The sequence below is a fragment of the Rhodoferax sp. TS-BS-61-7 genome, assembly GCF_002943465.1.
Taxonomy (GTDB): domain Bacteria; phylum Pseudomonadota; class Gammaproteobacteria; order Burkholderiales; family Burkholderiaceae_C; genus Allorhodoferax.
Genome location: NZ_PTQY01000002.1, coordinates 539,131 through 557,197, shown reverse-complemented (window position 1 = coordinate 557,197; position 18,067 = coordinate 539,131). Strand labels below are relative to the sequence as shown.

The following is an 18,067-nucleotide window of genomic DNA, read 5'->3' as shown; positions in this document are numbered from 1 at the left end:
TGTTGGGATCAGACGGGCTGGCGCACCATTTCGAGGTGGTCAATGCCGTCTTCGACATAGGGTTTGCCCACATCGGCAAAGCCGTGGCGCTCGTAAAAACTCTTCAGGTGGGCCTGCGCGCCAATGCGAATCGGCTGTGCGCCCCAGTGCTGCTGGAGCGCGCGGACGGCCTCGGCCATCAGCACATGGCCCAGGCCACCGCCGCGTGCGCTTTGGCGCGTGACCACGCGCCCAATGCTGGCCTCGTCAAACGTGATGCCCTTGGGGAAGCAGCGCACATAGGCCACGAGCTCTTGAGCCCCCTTGCCAGCGAGGGCGCCGGGGAGTTCGGGTGGCAGTGGGCTCTGCGTAGGTAAAGGAGGAGCCCGCAACGCGGGCGGGGGACACGGAGCAGAGTCCGCTGACGCCCGAACTCCTAGCAAGTGCATGGCCTGGTCGTCCAGCCCATCCATATCCTGAAACACGCAGTTCTGCTCCACCACAAACACCTCACTGCGCAGACGCAGCACTTCGTACAGCTGCTCGCGGCTCAGCGCGTCAAAGGGCAGCCACTGCCAGGTAATCGTGTCGCTCATGCCGGTTGGGCCGCTTTCAACACATAACCAATGCGCGGGAAGTGCACGCGCACGGTGCCTGCGCGTTCGTCGGTTCGCTGCAGCGTGAAGCGGGTGCGCGTGGCAGCCACCAGCGTGCCGGGTGTGGGTTCTTGCCCAAAGAGTTCGGCGGCAATCGTCACTTCGCTGCCCAGGGCAATGCCGTGTTCGTCCTGGAAGGTCGTGTCCGCATCATGGGCAAATGGGGCGCTAGCGCCCGTGGATGCTGCGCAAGCAGCTATCGCTTCTGTAGCAGATAGTTTCTCGAAACTGCCATGGCCCAATGCCGCCATGCGGTCCATCCAGGCCAGCACGGCGGGTGTGGCGTTCAGGATGTCGGCCATCACCGGCACGCGTTTGCGGCTGAACCACAGCGGGTGGTAGGCCGCAAAGTCGGCCACGCAGGGCGTGCCACCCAATAAAAAGTCTTGCCCTTCCAGCATATTGGCCAGGCGGCGCAGGTAACTCTTGTAGGCGGCGGTGGCATCGGCCGGGCGCAAGCGCGTCATGCCGGTGGACATGGCGGCGCGGTCCGCGCCAAAGGCCTTGGCCGCCTCCACAGGCGCGCCTTCAAACATGCTGGCTGCGCCCTTGGGTTGCAGGTTGTAGGCCATGGCGGCCCAGAACAGCGTGGTGTCAGCCCACTGCGCCAGCACGCGGGCCACGCCCTTGTGCGATTCGGGGTACAGCGTGGGCGTGGGCTGGATGTGTTCCAGCACATCACAAATCAGCGCGCTGTCGCAGTAGATGTCGTTGCCAATCTGCAAAAACGGCGTCTTGCGATAGCCGCCGGTCAGCGCCACCACGTCGGGCTTGGGCAGGATGGCGGGAATGATGACGGACTTCCAGGCCAGTTGTTTGTAGCCCAGCACCAAGCGCACTTTTTCCGAAAAAGGAGATGTGGGGTAGTGGTGGAGGATGAGGTCGGTCGGTGTGTTGCTCATGGCATAGCCCTTTCAATAATGCTGTCAAAGTCCACCGCGGCGCCCAGGGTGCCAAAGGTGTGGCCCCAGTTGCCCGCGAGGCGGGAATCACAAAATGCGTTAAACACGGCGGCGGGCGCGCTCTGCTGCAGCAGCGCAGCCTGCACAGCCAGCGCCACGTCTTGCGCCAGGCGGCGCGCTTCCATTTCGGTGGCCATGTGCTCTACCCGGCTGGGCAGGGCGGCAGCCAGGCGGTCCAGCGCGGGGTGGGCGCCCTGGGCCGGTGCCAGCTCGCGCACCAGCGCGGCGGCTACATCGCCCTTGCGCAGCGCGCGCAGCAGGTCCAGCGCCATGATGTTGCCAGCGCCCTCCCAAATGGAGTTGAGCGGCATCTCACGGTAGATGCGGGCCATGGTGCCCTCGCCGCCCTCCTCCACATAACCATTGCCGCCCAGGCATTCCATCGCCTCTTGCGCAAAGGCCGCGCCGCGCTTGCAGATCCAGAACTTGGCAATCGGCGTGAGCAGCCGGCCCATCAGCACTTCGTGGGCGTCATTTTTATGGTCAAAAGAGCGCGCAAGCCTTATGGAAATTGCGCAAGCAGCTTCGCTTTCGATAGCAAGATCAGCCAGCACATTGCGCATCAGCGGCTGGTCCATCAACCGTTTGCCAAAGGCCTGGCGCTGCGCCGTGTGGTGCAGCGCAATGCTCAGCGCCTGGCGCATCAGCCCGCTGGTGCCCAGGGCGCAGTCCAGCCGCGTCATGGTGCCCATTTCCAGAATCTGCGGCACGCCACGGGCCTCTTCACCGACCAGCCAGGCGGTGGCGTTGAGGAATTCAACCTCCGAACTCGCGTTGGCCTTGTTGCCCAGCTTGTCTTTGAGGCGCTGGATGCGGATGGCGTTGGTGCTTCCGTCCTGCAACACACGCGGCACAAAGAAGCACGACAGCCCGGCCGGGGTTTGCGCCAGCACCAAAAATGCATCGCACATAGGCGCCGAGAAAAACCACTTGTGGCCCACCAGGGTGTAGCGTTGGCCCCAGGCGTCCTGCCCGTCGGGGAACGCTTGTGTGGTGTTGGCCCGCACGTCGGAGCCGCCCTGCTTCTCCGTCATGCCCATGCCCATGGTCAGGCCGGCTTTCTGGCTGAAGGGCTTGAAGGCCGGATCGTAGGCGCGCGCCGTCAAGCCCGGCGCCCAGTCTTTGAAGATGGCAGCGTTGCCAGGCAGTGCGGCCATCACCGCATAGGTCATGGAGATGGGGCACAGGATGGACGGCTCAGCCTCGGTGAACAGCATGAAAGCGGCCGCTCTGCGGGTATGCGCCCCCACGCTTGTCACTGCGTGTACTGAGCTGCCCCCCGAGGGGGCCCTCGCGCCTTGGGACGGCCCGGCGGCGCTCACGCCGTGAGCGTCTTCAGCCCAAGCACTGCCGTGCAGGCCCGCCTGCGCGGCGGCGGTCATCAGCGCGTGGTAGCTGGGGTGAAACTCCACCTGGTCCACACGGCGGCCCGTGCGGTCGTGGCTGTGCAGCACGGGCGTGTGCACATTGGCCAGGCGGGCGTGGGTTTGCATCTCGGCGCTGCCCATCTGCGCGCCCAGGGCGTGCAGGCTGGCGGTGTCCAGTGTGGGGGCGTTGAACTTGAGCGCGCTCTGCAGGGCTTGGTGGCTGGCAAACAGGTTGCGGCCCACCAAGGGCTCGGCCTGGTTGAACACCGTGTGGGTGTTGAGGTACTGCAGTGTCGTGGTGCTCATGCCATGCTCCTGTTAAACGCTATTCTTTTGATAGCTGCTTGCGCATATTCCACCTGGGCTAGCGCCTTGTTTTGCCTAAAAATCAGTCGGTAGACAGGCCACCGGGCTGCAGGTTCAGTGGGTTCACGCTGCGCCCCCCCGTGGCCAGGCGCTTCACGTATTTGAAGGTGCCCGTGGCATGGGCGCAAGGTTTGCCCGCCGCATCCAACACGGTGGCCTGGGTGAAGGCCATGGTGGCGGTGCGGTGCATCAGTTCACCCTTGGCCACCAGTGGCCCGTCGGCACTGGGCACGGCGGGCTGCATAAAGCTGGTTTTCATCTCGATGGTGACCACGCCCATTTCGGGCGCCACACTGCGTGCCGCAGTGGCCATGGTCACGTCCAGCAGCGTCATCAGCGCGCCGCCGTGGGTCACGTTAAAGGAGTTGAGGTGCTCGGCCTTGGGCGCGTACCGGATCTCGGAGTGCCCGTCGGCAAACAGCGTGAGATCAAACCCCAGGTGGGTGACAAAGGGAATCTCGACACCAAAGCCCACGGCCTGCTCCCACGAATCGGCCATCTTTCTAGCCACCTGTGACGACGGACACGCCGCCGTCTACCGCCAGCCACTGGCCGGTGATGTGTTTGCCTGCGTCCGATGCGTAGAGCAGCGCCAGGCCCTTCAGGTCTTCATCATCGCCAATGCGCTTGAGCGGCGCGTGGGCGGCCATCTTGTCTTCACCCAGGGTTTCAATCAGCACGGCAGCCATCTTGGTCTTGAAGAAGCCAGGGCAAATAGCATTCACATTGATGCCGTACACACCCCACTCCGCCGCCAGAGCACGGGTGAAGTTGATGACCGCGCCCTTGGAGGTGTTGTAGGCAATGGTTTTCATGGCCGTGGGGTTGCCACCCAAACCGGCGATGGAGGCGATGTTGATGATGCGACCGCTCTTGCGGGGAATCATGCTTTTCTTGGCAATGATCTGGCTCAGCAAAAAGTAGCCGCGCACGTTCAGGTTCATCACCTTGTCCCAGGCCTCTACGGGGTGGTCTTCGGCCGGCGCACCCCAGGAGGCACCGGCGTTGTTGATCAAAATATCCACATCACCCATGCGCTGCAGGGTCTCGTCGGCCAGGCGGTGGATTTCGCTTTCTTTGGCGCAGTCGGCGGCAATCCAGCGCGCGTCAATGCCGGCGGCCTGCAGTTCGGCAGTGGCCTCTTCCAGATCGGCCGCCTTGCGCGAGCTGAGCATGATTTTGGCGCCGGCTTCACCCAGGGCGTGGGCCATTTGCAGGCCCAGGCCACGCGAGCCGCCAGTGATCAGGGCGGTCTTGCCAGTCAGGTCGAATAGTTTCTGGATGGTGCGTGTCATGCGTGTCTACCTTGTTGGAATGGAGGGAAAAAACGATTGTCCGTTTCACCGCGCCACAACCATGTCTCCAGCGCGATATGTACGCCGCTCAGTCCTCTTCGCGCAGGCGCGAACGCACGTAAATCAGCACCACGCCGACCACCACGGCCAGGCAGCCCAGCTGGTAAAACAGGCTGGCGTCTTGTGCTTCCTGCTGGTCGATAAACAGGCCCAGCACGATGGACAACAGCCCACCGTAAATCAGCACCCAGATCGTGCGTTCGACACGCAGCAGGCGGGCATTGGTGGTGCCGTTGTATTTTTTGAAAAAGGCCATCAGAAAGCTCCTTCGGGAAATGATGCGCAGGTCAGATCCCGCGATTGCACCACACCCAGCCAGGCCCCGATTTTTGGCAGCTCGTAATGGAAGAAAAATTGCGCCGCACCCACATGGCCCTGGGTCGCCAGTTGCTCTTGTTTGGGGTCGTTGTCCAGCGCGCAGGCCGCCACATCCAGCCAGATCCAGGCCAGCACCGTGTGGCCAAACGCCTGCAGGTAGGGCACGGCATTGGCCAGTGCCTCGCCGGGCACGCCGGTGGCCCAGGCCTGCTGCGTGGCGGTGCCCACGTCTTGCAGCGCCTTGCCCAGCGCCCTGGCATGTGCTGCCAGCGCGGGTATTCCACTGCAGCGGTGCACCGTAGCCATCACGCGGTTGCTCAGCAGCGTCAGGCCCTTGCCCTCCTCCATCAGCACCTTGCGACCCAGCAGGTCCATGCCCTGGATGCCGTGCGTGCCTTCGTGGATCATGTTCAGGCGGTTGTCGCGCCAGTACTGCTCCACCGGAAAGTCGCGCGTGTAGCCGTAGCCGCCGTGCACCTGGATGGCCAGGCTGTTGGCCTCCAGACACCATTCGCTGGGCCAGCTCTTCGCAATCGGGGTCAGCACTTCCAGCAGCAGGCGCGCCTCTTCGGCCTGGGCGCCACCCGCGGTGTGGTGCTCGTCCACTAGGCGCGCGCAGTACAGCTCCAGCGCAAGCGCGCCTTCGCAGTACGACTTTTGCGCCAGCAACATGCGCTTCACATCGGCGTGTTCAATGATGCGGGTCTGCGGCGCGGCAGCGTCTTTGCCCGCGCCGGTGATGGGCCGGCCCTGGGGGCGGTTCTTGGCGTAGTCCAGCGCAGCGTAGTAACCCGCCATGCCCAGCATGGTGGCCGCAATACCCACGCCAATGCGGGCCTCGTTCATCATGTGGAACATGCAGGCCAGGCCCTTGCCGGGCTGCCCTACCAGGTAACCCACGGCCCCCGCCTGTCCATCCACGGGGAACTTGCCTTCGCCAAAGTTCAGCAGCGTGTTGGTGGTGCCACGCCAGCCCAGCTTGTGGTTCAGGCCGGCCAGCGCCACATCGTTGCGCACACCGGTCAGTTCGCCCTGCGTGTTCACCATCTTTTTGGGCACGATGAACAGCGAAATGCCGCGCGTGCCGGGCACCAGCTTGCCGTTTTCATCGGGAATCTTGGCCAACACCAAGTGGATGATGTTCTCGTTGATCTCGTGTTCGCCCGACGAAATCCACATCTTGTTGCCCTTGAGGCGGTAGCGTGGGCCCAGCGGGTCGTTGGCAAAGTCCACACCGTCGGGCACGGCCTTGGTCGCCACGTCCGACAGGCTGGACCCCGCTTGCGGCTCCGACAGGCACATGGTGCCCGACCAACGACCGGAAAACTCGTTCTTCGCAAACACCTCTTTTTGCAGCGCCGTGCCGTGTGTCATCAACAAGTTGGCATTGCCCGTGGTCAGCATGCCGGTGCCAATACTGACGGACGCGCAGGCAAAAAAGGCGTTGGCCGCCGCCTCCACGCTATAGGGCAACTGCATGCCGCCCATCTCGTAGTCTTGCGCGGCCGACAACATGCCGGATTCGGCATAGGCCTTCTGCGCATCGTGCGTGGCCTGTGGCAACACCACCCGCAGGCTGCCATCGGGTTCGGTCACCGTGCGCGGCTCTTCCACATCGGCCAAACGGTTGAACGGCGCGTACTTCTCGCGCGCAATACGTTCGCAGGTGTCCAGCACCGCGTCAAAAGTCTCGCGGTTGTGGTCCGCAAAACGTTCGCGTGCGGTGAGCGCTGTGGTGTCCAACCAGTCGTTGAGCAGGAAGTCGAGGGTGGTGCGTAGGGTCATAAAGCTATTTTCCTGCAATGCTGCATGCTGCCTAGCTGTGGGTGTCCGCTTGGTGACGGGGTGCAGGAGTTCAGTTATAAATTAGTACAAACAACAAGCACGGGAGGAACTTTGAACGAAATCTTCATGAAACGCTTTGGAGAGCTTGATACAGCACACACAAAAATTGTGTTCAAGGCTCACGGTACGGGTAGTGGGTATGCTGAATCGGGGCAGTGGGAAGGCTGGGCAACAAGTGCGGAGAGTCTTATCCGCGCATCATTTGGAGAAGAGACGCCTCACTACAAAAACTTCCGTGTAGCCTACGAAAATTGTCGAGGATATGACGATGAAGTGCACAAACTAATTGCTCTATTTCGTAGCGCGAAGGATGACTTCGAGGGCGGCTACGTATTCAATGTAGAGCTGCGGATTTCCGGAGAAGTATTCGGTGATTTCGTTGCCTTAGCTCGACAATCTCTGGTTGAAGGGCAAAAAGACGTTGCCGCAGTTTTGGCATGCGCCGCGCTCGAAGATGCGATCAAGCGGCTTGCCAGCGCCAACAGCATTACCGCCGACGGTAAAACCATGACTGAGATCGTGAACTCGCTCAAGTCAGCAGGTTTAGTTTCGGGGGCGCAGAAATCTCTGCTTGAGGCAATGCCACGCATTCGAAATATGGCAATGCACGCAGAGTGGTCCAAAATTACCGAACCAGATGTGAGTAGCGTGCTGGGTTATGTGGAGCAACTGTTGCTTTCCAAGTTCAGTGGTGGCTAGCCCATCGCTCAAACCAACTTGCATTGGCTGAGTGCTGTCTTCGATGAGAGAAAAAAAGGCCGCCGTGTACGGTGGCCTTTTTTTGAGTAAACGCTTGAAATCTCAGCACCTCAAACACCCCAGCAGCACCCATAACGCCACCGATACACATCGTTGCCATGACCTTCTTGGTGCCACAGCCTTTGCCTGCGATGTGAGCGTAGCCAGTTAGGCGCCGCCCCACTAAGCTGCCTGCCCATACCAATCCACCTTGCGCGTCCCCAGCATCACCGCTGCCAACAGCAAGAACATCAGCACCGAGCCCAGCAGCAGCGCGTTCTGCTCCGACTGCAAGATGCCAAACAAGGCGGCATAGAGCGTGCCCATGGCGGTGCTGAATCCCACAGCCCGTGCGGCACCACGCAGCACCGAGGCCAGGTAGACACCGACCAAAACCACCGACGCCGTAGCCGACAGGCCGTAGGCCACAGCAAAGGCCATGTGTTCCGACAAACTGGTGAGCAGCAAAAAGAACACGGCCTGGGCCAAGCCGACCAGCAGGTACTGGATGGGGTGGATGCGCAGGTTTTTGAGTTGCTCGAACACAAAGAAGGCGGCAAAACTCAGTGCGATGAATAGGAAGCCATATTTCACCGAGCGTGTGGCTTGCTGGTACACGTCCACCGGTTCAATCAGGCGCACTTGAAACCCTTGTGCGGTCGCACCACCATTGGATGCGAGCGCGGTTGTACCCCACTGGGCTGTAAAACCTGTGTCTTGCACGGTTCGTGTGCGGGGCAAAAAGTCGCCGCCAAAGCTGGGATGTGGCCAGTTGCTGCTCAGGTTGGCAGTGACAACATCACCCACGGGCACAAAACCGAAACCGCTGGTGCCCACCAGGCGCACCGTCACGGTAAATGGCAAGGTCTTGGCGCTGCCGTCCAGGTTCACCTCACTGGCGACGCTATGAAAGCCACTTGTAAAGTCTTTGACATCACTGCCGCTTTCTATGGCCAGCGTAGCCCCTGCCAGGGTAACCACAGGCGCACCGGCGATGCCGCGCGTGTCGCCCACACCCACGGTCAACACCGGGGTGCCCCACTTGAGTCGGGCGTTGGGCCCCAGCCTTGGCAAGTCTTTGGCCGTGGGCGCCACATAGTGACCGCTGAGCGTGGCGTTGAGCTCAAACACAGGGGTGCTGAACAGGCCCAGCTTGCGGCGCTCTACGTCCATCTGGCCCTTCAAATCGACTGCAGATGGGGTTACCTGCAGAGTGTGTTTGCGCGTGGCGCGGGTGGTGCCTGTCATCGCGCCAGCCTTGGACCAGCCTGTGACGGGTTCGTCAAATTCCTCGTCAACGGTGATAGTGAGCACCGGGCCCCACAGCGTTTGTTCGCCGGCAGAGCTGGCGGCAATGGCCTGCACCGCCTCCTCGCGGTAGCTGGTGCGCTCGTGGATGGTGTTTTCAATCATCAACAGCGGCACCCACAGCAATACGCCCAATAGAAACACCAGTGCACATTTCAAAAACAGTGCGTTTTTCATCATCTCAGACCCTTGTTGTTGCATGTGCTGGCAGTGTCGGCAGCGTGTGCGATGCCGATGTGATGGCACGGTGCGGGCAAAGTGAAGTCTGTGTGAAAACGAAAAAGGCCACCGTCTCCGGTGGCCTTTGTCTTGGCAGATGCCGATGCGGCGTTACAGCACTTCAAACACGCCCGCAGCACCCATGCCGCCACCAATACACATGGTCACCATGACTTTCTTGGCGCCACGGCGCTTGCCTTCGATGAGGGCGTGGCCGGTGAGGCGCTGGCCGCTCATGCCGAAGGGGTGGCCCACGGCGATGGCACCGCCGTTGACGTTGAGCTTGTCAGCGGGGATGCCCAGCTTGTCGCGGCAGTAGATCACCTGCACGGCGAAGGCTTCGTTCAGCTCCCACAGGTCGATGTCGTTGATGGTCAGGCCCAAGCGCTTGAGCACCTTGGGGATAGCGAACACAGGGCCGATGCCCATTTCGTCAGGCTCGCAACCGGCCACGGCAAAACCGAGGAAGCGGCCCAGGGGCTTGAGGCCTTTTTGCTCGGCCAGCTTCTCGTGCATCACCACTGTGGCGCCGGCGCCATCGGACAGTTGGCTGGCGTTGCCGGCGGACACCAAGCCACCGGGCACGGCAGAGCGCAGGTCCTTGATGCCGTCATAGGTGGTGCCAGCGCGAATGCCTTCGTCATCGCTGACAGTGACCTGCTTGGTCATCAGGCCCATAACCTTGTCGGCCACGCCCATGGTCACGGTGATGGGGGCGATCTCGTCCTTGAACAGTCCTTTTTCCAACGCGGCCGAAGCCTTTTGCTGGCTGCTGGCGCCGTATTCGTCCATGGCCTCGCGGCTGATGTTGTAGCGCTTGGCCACTTGTTCGGCGGTTTGCAGCATGGCCCAGTAGACCTCGGGCTTGTTCTTCATGAGCCAGGGGTCTTGCAGCATGTGCATATTCATTTCTTGCGCGGTGCAAGAAATGGCTTCCACGCCGCCGGCCACGTAAATGTCGCCTTCGTTGGCCATGATGCGCTGGGCGGCGGTGGCAATGGTTTGCAGGCCGGAGGAGCAAAAACGGTTGATGGTCATGCCCGATACGGTGACGGGGCAACCAGCGCGCAGCGCAATCTGGCGGGCGATGTTGGCACCGGTGGCGCCTTCGGGCGTGCCGCAGCCCATGATGACGTCGTCCACCTCACCGGCTTCGATGCCGGCGCGCTGGATGGCGTGTTCGACCACGTGGCCGCCCATGGTGGCGCCGTGGGTCATATTGAAAGCACCCTTCCAGGCCTTGGTGAGGGGGGTGCGTGCGGTGGAAACGATTACTGCTGATGTCATGGTGAAGCTCTCCTAAATAGGGTCAGGGTTGGGGTGCCTTGGCACCTTGCGTCAAAAGGCGGTGGTAAAAGCGGATCAGCTCCACATAGTTGCTGATGGCGATGCGTTCGTTAGTGCCGTGGAAACGTGGCAGATCTTGCGGGCCGGCGCGCACGGGCGAGAACTTGAAGATGTGATCGCTGATCTCACCGAAATGGATCGAATCAGAGCCCCCAATCATCAGGCCGGGCGCCACCAGGGTGCCAGGAAACACCTCACGGATAGTGCGGTTGATCAGCGCGTACTGGGCAGAATCGGTGGGCGTGACCTTGGAGGCTTCGGCGCCACCGGGCAGGGCAAACAGTTCGAACTTGTCCGTCTTGGTGGCGTCTGCCACCAGCGCGCGGGTGCGTTCCACCACCATGTCTTTGGTGTCGCCAGGCAACAGGCGAAAGTTGACGGTAGCCTCGGCCTGGCCGGGCAATACGTTGTCCTTGTTGCCCGCGTTCACAATGGTCAGCGCGGTGGTGGTACGCATGACCGCATTGGTGCCGGCGCCGCTTTCCAGCTGCTTTTGCACAATCGGGCCAAACAGCCACAGATTGGACAACGCCACGCGCGAAAAACCGCTCATCTCGGGTGCCACGGTGGCAAACATTTCGTCAGCCACACCGCGAATGCCCCCGGGCAACTGCTCGTCGTCAATGCGCTTGAGGGCCGCACTCATCATGGCAATGGCGCTGGTGCCCTTGGGCGGCGGCATGGACGAGTGGCCGGGCGTGGCCGACATCTTGAGCACGACCGAGAGGTAGCCTTTCTCGGCCACGCCAATCAGCGCGGCCGGGGCCTTGAGGCCGGGCATGATGCCTTCGGTAATCAGCAGGCCTTCGTCAATGACAAAGTCCAGCCGCACCTTGCGCTCCTTGAGCAGCGCAGCAATCTGCTCGGCACCGCGGTGGCCTCCCACCTCTTCGTCGGCGCCAAAGGCCAGGTACACCGTGCGCTCGGGCTGGTAGCCACTGGCCACCAGCATCTCGATGGCTTCCAGTTGGGCCATGAGGTTGCCCTTGTCGTCCCAGGCGCCGCGGCCCCAGACAAAGCCGTCTTTCACCTCGCCGCTGAAGGGCTCGGTGCTCCAGGCTTTTTCGGTTCCGGTGGCAATCGGCACCACGTCTTGGTGCGCCATCAGCAGAATGGGTTGCAGCTCTGGTTTGCTGCCAGGCCAGGTGTAGAGCAGGCTCAGCCCGCCCACCACCTCGCGCTTGAGAGCGGCGTGGGTTTTGGGAAACTTGGCCTGCAGCAGCGCATGCAGTTGCTTGAACTGGTCCGCGCTCAGGTTGGCATCGCTGCGCGAAGAGATGGTGCGCAGGCGCACGGCCTCACCCAGGCGCTGGGCGGCGCTGGCTTCGTCCACGGCCAGCACAGGCACAGGCGGCACGTCGAGCTGGCGCGAGCCCTTGCGCAGGGTGTTGATGGCCAGGACGGCCACCACACCCAGCAACAAAGCCAGCACAGCCCACGCTATTTTCTTGGCCATGGTGCAGCCGCCTGTTAGTTGAAGGTCTTGCCTTCAGCCGCCAGCTTGGCCAGCAGCGGTGCAGGTTGCCAGAACTTGGCGTCATCCAGCGGGTTCTGGGCAAAACGGTTCATGGCTTGCACCACGTTGAACAGGCCCACTTCGTCGGCGTAGTTCATGGGGCCGCCACGGTGGGCGGGGAAGCCGTAGCCAAAGATGTAGACGATGTCGATATCGCTGGCCTTGGCGGCAATGCCCTCTTCCAAAATGTGGGCCGCTTCGTTGACCAGGCTGAACACCAGGCGCTGCACGATTTCTTCGTCCGAAATCTTGCGGGGCGTGATGCCCAGGCTCTTGCGGTGTTCTTCAATCATGGCCACCACCTCGGCGTTGGGGATGGCGTCGCGCTTGCCGGGCACGTAGTCGTACCAGCCGGCACCGGTCTTCTGGCCAAAGCGTCCTTTTTCGCACAGCAGGTCGGCGGTCTTGCTGTATTTCATGTCGGGCTGCTCGGTGTAGCGGCGCTTGCGAATGGCCCAGCCAATGTCGTTGCCAGCCAGATCGCCCATGCGGAACGGGCCCATAGCCATGCCAAATTTTTCCATGGCCTTGTCCACCTGCGCGGGGGTGCAGCCTTCGTCCAGCAAAAAGCCACCCTGGCGGCCGTACTGTTCGATCATGCGGTTGCCGATAAAGCCATCGCACACGCCAGACACCACAGCAGTCTTCTTGATCTTCTTGGCCAGGCTCATGACGGTGGCCATCACGTCCTTGGCAGTCTTCTCGCCGCGCACCACTTCCAGCAGCTTCATCACGTTGGCGGGGCTGAAGAAGTGCAGGCCCACCACGTCTTCGGGGCGTTTGGTGAAGGCCGCAATCTTGTTCACGTCCAGCGTAGAGGTGTTGGAGGCCAAAATGGCACCGGGCTTCATCACGCGGTCCAGCTCCTTGAACACGGCTTCCTTCACGCCAATCTCTTCAAACACGGCTTCGATCACCATGTCGGCAGTGTTGAGCTCGTCATAGCTCAGCGTGGTGCTCAGCAGGCTCATGCGCTGCTCGTACTTGTCTTGTTTGAGTTTCTTCTTGGCGACCTGGGCTTCGTAGTTCTTGCGGATGGTGGCAATGCCGCGGTCCAGCGCTTCCTGCTTCATCTCCAGCATCTTGACCGGGATGCCCGCGTTCAAGAAGTTCATGGCAATGCCGCCACCCATGGTGCCAGCACCAATGACTGCTACAGAGTTGATAGCGCGTTGCGCAGTATCCGCGGGCACATCGGCTATTTTTGATGCTGCACGCTCAGCCAAAAACAGGTGGCGCAAGGACTTGCTTTCTGCCGTCCACATGAGCTTGATGAAGATGTCACGCTCTACGGCCATGCCCTCGTCAAACTTCTTTTTGGTAGCGGCTTCCACAGCGTCCACGCACAGGGCGGGTGCGGGGAAGTTTTTGCTCATGCCCTTGACCATGTTGCGGGCGAACTGGAAATAGGCGTCGCCCAGGGGGTGCTTGCACTTCAGATCGCGCACCAGCGGCAGGGGCCGCACATCCGCCTTTTCACGCGCAAAGGCCATCGCCTCTTCCAACACGCTCTCGGCCGACGCGGACAGCTTGTCAAACAGCTTCTGGCCGGGGGCCATAACCAGCATGTCGCTCTTGACGGTTTCACCGCTAACGATCATGTTCAGTGCGGGCTCTACACCCAGCACGCGCGGCAGGCGCTGCGTGCCGCCGGCGCCAGGCAGCAAGCCCAGCTTCACTTCGGGCAGGGCCACGCTGGTGCCAGGGGCGGCAATGCGGTAGTGGCAACCCAGGGCCAGCTCCAGCCCGCCGCCCATGACCACGGTGTGGATGGCTGCCACCACAGGTTTGCCAGAGGCTTCCAACACGCCGATCACGCTGATCAGGTTGGGCTCCTGCAGAGCGGTGGGTTTGCCAAATTCCTTGATGTCTGCACCGCCCGAAAACGCCTTGCCAGCACCAGTGATCACGATGGCCTTGACCGCGGCATCGGCGTTGGCCTGGGCCATGCCGTCTGCAATGCCTTGCCGGGTGGACAAGCCCAAGCCGTTGACGGGCGGGTTGTTCAGCGTGATGACGGCGATATCGCCATGGACTTGGTACTGGGCGGTCATGCTTTCGTTCCTTGAAAAGGTGGAGCCAGAGAAGAAAATAGAACGATCGTTCTTTTTTGCGATTGTAGGTGCTTTGCCTGCCATTCCAAGCGCTTTTGTCCCACGTGGGACAAACCAAGGGTTATCCCTTAGACCTCCAGCCACTCTTTGCGCGTGTAGCTGTCTTCGCGCAGCGCCTGGGGCGTACCTTCAAACACAATGCTGCCGTGGCCCATGACCAGGCAGCGGTCCGAGATGGCCATGGCGATGGTGAGCTTCTGCTCGATCAGCAGCACCGAGATACCGCGATCCCGCAGCGTTTTGAGGTACTGGGCGACCAGCTCCACGATCTTGGGCGCCAGGCCTTCGGTGGGTTCGTCAATGATGATGAGGTCCGGGTCACCCATGAGGGTCCGGCACAGGGTCAGCATTTGCTGCTCGCCACCGGACAAAACACCGGCTTCGGTGTGTTCCCGTTCTTTCAGGCGCGGGAACATGGCGTACATGTCGTCAAAGCTCCAGCGGCCCTGCTTTTTGCTGCGTTTTTGTCCGAGCAGCAAATTTTGCTGCACCGTGAGTTTGGGAAAGATGTCGCGGTTTTCAGGCACATAACCGATGCCGAGGTGGGCGATCTCAAAGGCCTCTTTGCCGCGGGTTTCCTGGCCTTTCCACTGCACCGAGCCCTCACACTCCACCAAACCCATGATGGCTTTGGCGGTGGTGGAGCGGCCCGAGCCGTTGCGCCCCAACAGGGCAACAATTTCGCCCTCGCCCACCGCCATGTCCACGCCATGCAACACATGGCTTTTGCCGTAGAAGGCGTGCAGATTTTTGATGCTCAACATAGTCAGTGTCCTCCCGCCTGCGCGTCGGCCACCGAGGAGCCCAGGTAGGCTTCCTGCACGCGTGGGTTGGCGCGCACGGCTTCGGGCGTGTCAAAGGCAATCACCTCGCCGTAGACCACCACGGCTATTTTTTCGGCCAGGCCAAACACCACACCCATGTCATGCTCCACCGTCAGCAGGGTCTTGCCCTCGGTCACTTCTTTGATCAGGCCCACAAAGCGCCCGGTTTCGCTTTTGCTCATTCCCGCGGTGGGCTCGTCTAGCAGGATCACATTGGCGCCGCCGCCAATGGTGACCCCAATTTCCAGTGCACGTTGTTCAGCGTAGGTCAGGTTCATGGCCAATACATCGCGTTTTCGGTCGAGTTTGATCATGGTCATCAGCTCTTCGGCGCGCTCGTTGGCGTCGTCCAGGTCCACCAGAAACTTCAGGAAGGTGTACTTGTAGCCCAGGCTCCAGAGCACACCACAGCGCAGGTTTTCGAACACGCTGAGCTTGGGGAAGATGTTGGTGATCTGGAAGCTGCGCGAGAGGCCCAGGCGGTTGATCTCAAACGGTTTTTTGCCGTTGATGCGTTGGCCACAAAGCAACACGTCGCCACTGCTGGGCTCGAACCGCCCGCTGATCAGGTTGAACAGCGTGGACTTGCCGGCACCGTTGGGGCCGATGATGGCCACGCGCTCGCCGGCCTGTACGGCCAGGTTGACACCACGGATGATTTCAGACTTGCCAAAGCTTTTGCGCAGGTCGCGCAGTTCCAGTGCCGGCGTCTGGTGGGGTGTTGCGCTCACAGGGCGTCCCTCCGCTGGGTTTCTTTTTCAATCTCTTCCTGGATTTCGCTCCAGTCGCGGCTGAACTGGCGGCGCACCAGCTCAAACAGGGCAACCCCGGTGACCAGCACCAACAGTGATCCAAACCAGCTGTTGAGACTGGTGGCGTTGAGCGTGGCCCCCAGAAAACGCAGCTCCGGCCCCAGGGCCGCATTAAGTTGCTGGTGGTAGACCATTTCGACCATGGCGCCCGCGCCAGCCAAGGCCACCAGGGCCGTGCCCGCCAAGCCCAGGTAGCTGACCCACAGGCGGCCCAGCTTGCCGAACTTTGCCACGCGCAGATTCATCATGATCAGGCTGGCAATGCCACCCGGGGCATACATCACCATGAACAGGAAGATCAGGCCCAGGTACAGCAACCAGGCTTTGGTGAACTCGCTAAGCAGCACAAAGGCCAGCACCATGAGCACAGCACCGAGGATGGGACCGAAAAAGAAGGTCGCGCCGCCCAGAAAGGTGAACAGCAGGTAGGCGCCGGAGCGCGAAGCCCCCACCACCTCGGCCGTGACGATTTCAAAGTTCAGCGCGGCTAGTCCTCCTGAAATGCCGGCAAAGAAGCCGGCAATGATGAAGGCCGTGTAGCGGATGCGCTGCGGGTTGTAGCCAATGAACTCGACGCGCTCGGGGTTGTCACGTACCGCATTGAGCATGCGGCCCAGCGGTGTGCCGGTGAAGGCGAACATGGCCGCCACGGCCACAAAGGTGTAAGCCGCAATGAGGTAGTAGACCTGCACCGCGGGCGCAAACGTAATGCCGAAGAAGGGCTGACCCACCACACGGTTGGCCGACACGCCGGCCTCGCCACCAAAGAACTCGGAGAACATCAGCGACATGGCAAACACCAGCTCGGCCATGCCCAGCGTGATCATGGCGAAGGTGGTGCCCGACTTGCGTGTGGTGACATAACCCAGCAAGGCGGCAAAGCCCATGCCGGCCACACCGCCCACCAGCGGGACCAGGCTTACCGGGATGGCCCAGGTGCCTGCACCCGCAGCATTGAGCGCGTGGATAGCCATGTAAGAGCCCAGGCCGGTGTACACCGCATGGCCAAAACTCAGCATGCCGCCCTGCCCCAGCAGCATGTTGTAAGACAGGCAGGCAATGATGGCAATGCCCATTTGCGAGAGCATGGTGATGGACAGCCCGCTGGTGAACACCCGCGGAGACACCAATAGCAGCAGGGCAAACAGGCCCCACACCAGGATGCGCCCCACATTCAGGGGTTTGAAGGCGTAATAACGCTTGGTAGCTTGCATAGTCAATCAGCCTTCCCGGGTGCCAAGCAACCCCTTGGGCCTGAAAATCAAAATCAAAACCAAAAACAGGTAAGGCAAGATGGGGGCGACCTGGGCGATGGTGAGCTTGGCCACCGAGTTGTTGCGCAGCGTATCGGTCACCTGCACACCCAGAGTGGGCAACACATCGAGCATGGAGTAGTCAAACGCCACGGCAAAGGTCTGGATCACGCCGATGAGCACCGACGCCAGAAAGGCACCGGACAGCGAGCCCATGCCACCCACCACCACCACGACAAAGATAACGGAGCCCACAGTGGCTGCCATGGCCGGCTCGGTCACAAAGGTGCTGCCACCGATGACGCCGGCCAAGCCGGCAAGCCCCGTGCCTACGCCAAACACCAGCATGAAGACGCGGGGTACGTTGTGGCCCAGGGACTCCACCATTTCAGGATGGGTCAATGCCGCCTGGATGACCAGGCCAATGCGGGTGCGCGTCAACATGAGCCAAAGTGCCAGCAGCATCAGCAGCGCAATCACCATCATGAAACCACGCGTCATGGGAAATGGCGAACACACCACGCGCACCGCAGCATCGGCTGCCGCGCACAGCTCGGCCGGTGCAGCGCCCCAGACCAGCTGCAGGCCGTTCACCGCATGGTTCACCAGCGTAAAGGCCGGGCCTTGCAGTGAGACGGGTGGCTTGAATTCGAGCGCAGTGCGGCCCCAGATCAGTTGCACCAGTTCCAGCAGGATGTAGGACAGGCCAAAGGTGATCAGCAGTTCGGGCACGTGGCCAAACTTGTGCACTTTGCGCAGGGCCACACGCTCAAATACGGCGCCCATGGCGCCCACCACCAACGGGGCCACCACCAGCGCAGGCCAAAAGCCCACCCAGCCCGACACGGTGTAGCCCAGGTAGGCCCCCACCATGTAAAAGCTGGCGTGCGCAAAGTTGAGTACGCCCATCATGCTGAGGATCAGCGTCAGGCCGGCGCTGAGCATGAACAGCAGGAGCCCGTAGCTCAAACCGTTCAGCATCGAAATGATGAAAAACTCCATCCGCTAACTACCTTTCAACCCGCGGCAGATGCACAGGGCATCCACCCAAAAAAAGGCCCGACAAGGATGACCGGGTCGGGCCTGCG

At 61.4% G+C, this 18,067-nt stretch carries 16 protein-coding genes and 1 pseudogene; 1 reads left to right on the top strand and 16 read right to left on the bottom strand.

The window, feature by feature from the left end; all coding sequences use genetic code 11:
- Positions 1 to 8: 8 nt before the first annotated feature.
- From C5F53_RS08455 to C5F53_RS08425, 7 genes are all read right to left on the bottom strand, one after another.
- Entirely contained in the window at positions 9 to 575 is a 567-nt protein-coding gene (locus C5F53_RS08455) for a GNAT family N-acetyltransferase (RefSeq protein ID WP_105260908.1), read from the bottom strand.
- Positions 572 to 1,537 carry a glutathione S-transferase family protein gene (locus tag C5F53_RS08450; protein ID WP_105260907.1) on the bottom strand — a complete coding sequence of 322 codons (966 nt, stop codon included), beginning with the start codon at positions 1,535 to 1,537 and terminating at the stop codon, positions 572 to 574. Before C5F53_RS08450 ends, C5F53_RS08455 begins: the two co-directional genes overlap by 4 nt.
- Positions 1,534 to 3,270, bottom strand: coding sequence for an acyl-CoA dehydrogenase family protein (locus C5F53_RS08445; protein WP_105260906.1), 1,737 nt, complete (start codon positions 3,268 to 3,270; stop codon positions 1,534 to 1,536). Before C5F53_RS08445 ends, C5F53_RS08450 begins: the two co-directional genes overlap by 4 nt.
- Before the next feature lie 82 nt (positions 3,271 to 3,352).
- The gene (locus C5F53_RS08440; RefSeq protein WP_105260905.1) at positions 3,353 to 3,829 is read right to left on the bottom strand and encodes a PaaI family thioesterase; all 477 of its coding nucleotides are present in this window, start codon (positions 3,827 to 3,829) and stop codon (positions 3,353 to 3,355) included.
- 4 nt (positions 3,830 to 3,833) lie between these two features.
- Positions 3,834 to 4,625 (bottom strand): SDR family oxidoreductase, encoded by a 792-nt coding sequence (locus C5F53_RS08435; RefSeq protein ID WP_105260904.1) that lies wholly within the window; start codon positions 4,623 to 4,625, stop codon positions 3,834 to 3,836.
- Positions 4,626 to 4,713: 88 nt separating this feature from the next.
- Complete coding sequence (locus C5F53_RS08430) at positions 4,714 to 4,941, bottom strand: hypothetical protein (protein ID WP_105260903.1); 228 nt, start codon at positions 4,939 to 4,941, stop codon at positions 4,714 to 4,716.
- Positions 4,941 to 6,788: an acyl-CoA dehydrogenase gene (locus C5F53_RS08425; RefSeq protein WP_105260902.1), complete on the bottom strand. Its 1,848-nt coding sequence runs from the start codon at positions 6,786 to 6,788 to the stop codon at positions 4,941 to 4,943. Before C5F53_RS08425 ends, C5F53_RS08430 begins: the two co-directional genes overlap by 1 nt.
- Before the next feature lie 111 nt (positions 6,789 to 6,899).
- On the opposite strand from C5F53_RS08425, the gene C5F53_RS08420 reads away from it, so the two are divergent.
- Positions 6,900 to 7,547: a DUF4145 domain-containing protein gene (locus C5F53_RS08420; protein WP_236635297.1), complete on the top strand. Its 648-nt coding sequence runs from the start codon at positions 6,900 to 6,902 to the stop codon at positions 7,545 to 7,547.
- Positions 7,548 to 7,650: 103 nt separating this feature from the next.
- On the opposite strand, the pseudogene C5F53_RS20485 reads toward C5F53_RS08420, so the two are convergent.
- The 9 genes and pseudogenes from C5F53_RS20485 to C5F53_RS08375 form a co-directional block, all read right to left on the bottom strand.
- Positions 7,651 to 7,767: pseudogene (locus tag C5F53_RS20485) on the bottom strand (acetyl-CoA C-acyltransferase); the annotation flags it as partial.
- A gap of 2 nt (positions 7,768 to 7,769) precedes the next feature.
- A complete protein-coding gene (gene creD / locus C5F53_RS08410) occupies positions 7,770 to 9,074 on the bottom strand; it encodes a cell envelope integrity protein CreD (RefSeq protein WP_161499904.1) in 1,305 nt (434 codons plus the stop codon).
- A 150-nt stretch (positions 9,075 to 9,224) separates the two neighbouring features.
- The gene (locus tag C5F53_RS08405; RefSeq protein ID WP_105260900.1) at positions 9,225 to 10,400 is read right to left on the bottom strand and encodes an acetyl-CoA C-acyltransferase; all 1,176 of its coding nucleotides are present in this window, start codon (positions 10,398 to 10,400) and stop codon (positions 9,225 to 9,227) included.
- 22 nt (positions 10,401 to 10,422) lie between these two features.
- Positions 10,423 to 11,916 carry a M20 family peptidase gene (locus C5F53_RS08400; RefSeq protein WP_105260899.1) on the bottom strand — a complete coding sequence of 498 codons (1,494 nt, stop codon included), beginning with the start codon at positions 11,914 to 11,916 and terminating at the stop codon, positions 10,423 to 10,425.
- 14 nt (positions 11,917 to 11,930) lie between these two features.
- Complete coding sequence (locus C5F53_RS08395) at positions 11,931 to 14,030, bottom strand: 3-hydroxyacyl-CoA dehydrogenase NAD-binding domain-containing protein (RefSeq protein WP_105260898.1); 2,100 nt, start codon at positions 14,028 to 14,030, stop codon at positions 11,931 to 11,933.
- Between the two features lie 128 nt (positions 14,031 to 14,158).
- Entirely contained in the window at positions 14,159 to 14,854 is a 696-nt protein-coding gene (locus tag C5F53_RS08390) for an ABC transporter ATP-binding protein (RefSeq protein ID WP_105260897.1), read from the bottom strand.
- A 2-nt stretch (positions 14,855 to 14,856) separates the two neighbouring features.
- On the bottom strand, positions 14,857 to 15,645 hold the full coding sequence (locus tag C5F53_RS08385) for an ABC transporter ATP-binding protein (RefSeq protein WP_105260896.1): 789 nt from the start codon (positions 15,643 to 15,645) through the stop codon (positions 14,857 to 14,859).
- Positions 15,642 to 16,940 carry a branched-chain amino acid ABC transporter permease gene (locus tag C5F53_RS08380; protein ID WP_105260895.1) on the bottom strand — a complete coding sequence of 433 codons (1,299 nt, stop codon included), beginning with the start codon at positions 16,938 to 16,940 and terminating at the stop codon, positions 15,642 to 15,644. The genes C5F53_RS08385 and C5F53_RS08380 overlap by 4 nt, the downstream gene beginning before the upstream one ends.
- A 6-nt stretch (positions 16,941 to 16,946) precedes the next feature.
- Positions 16,947 to 17,981 (bottom strand): branched-chain amino acid ABC transporter permease, encoded by a 1,035-nt coding sequence (locus C5F53_RS08375; RefSeq protein WP_105260894.1) that lies wholly within the window; start codon positions 17,979 to 17,981, stop codon positions 16,947 to 16,949.
- Positions 17,982 to 18,067 lie beyond the last annotated feature (86 nt).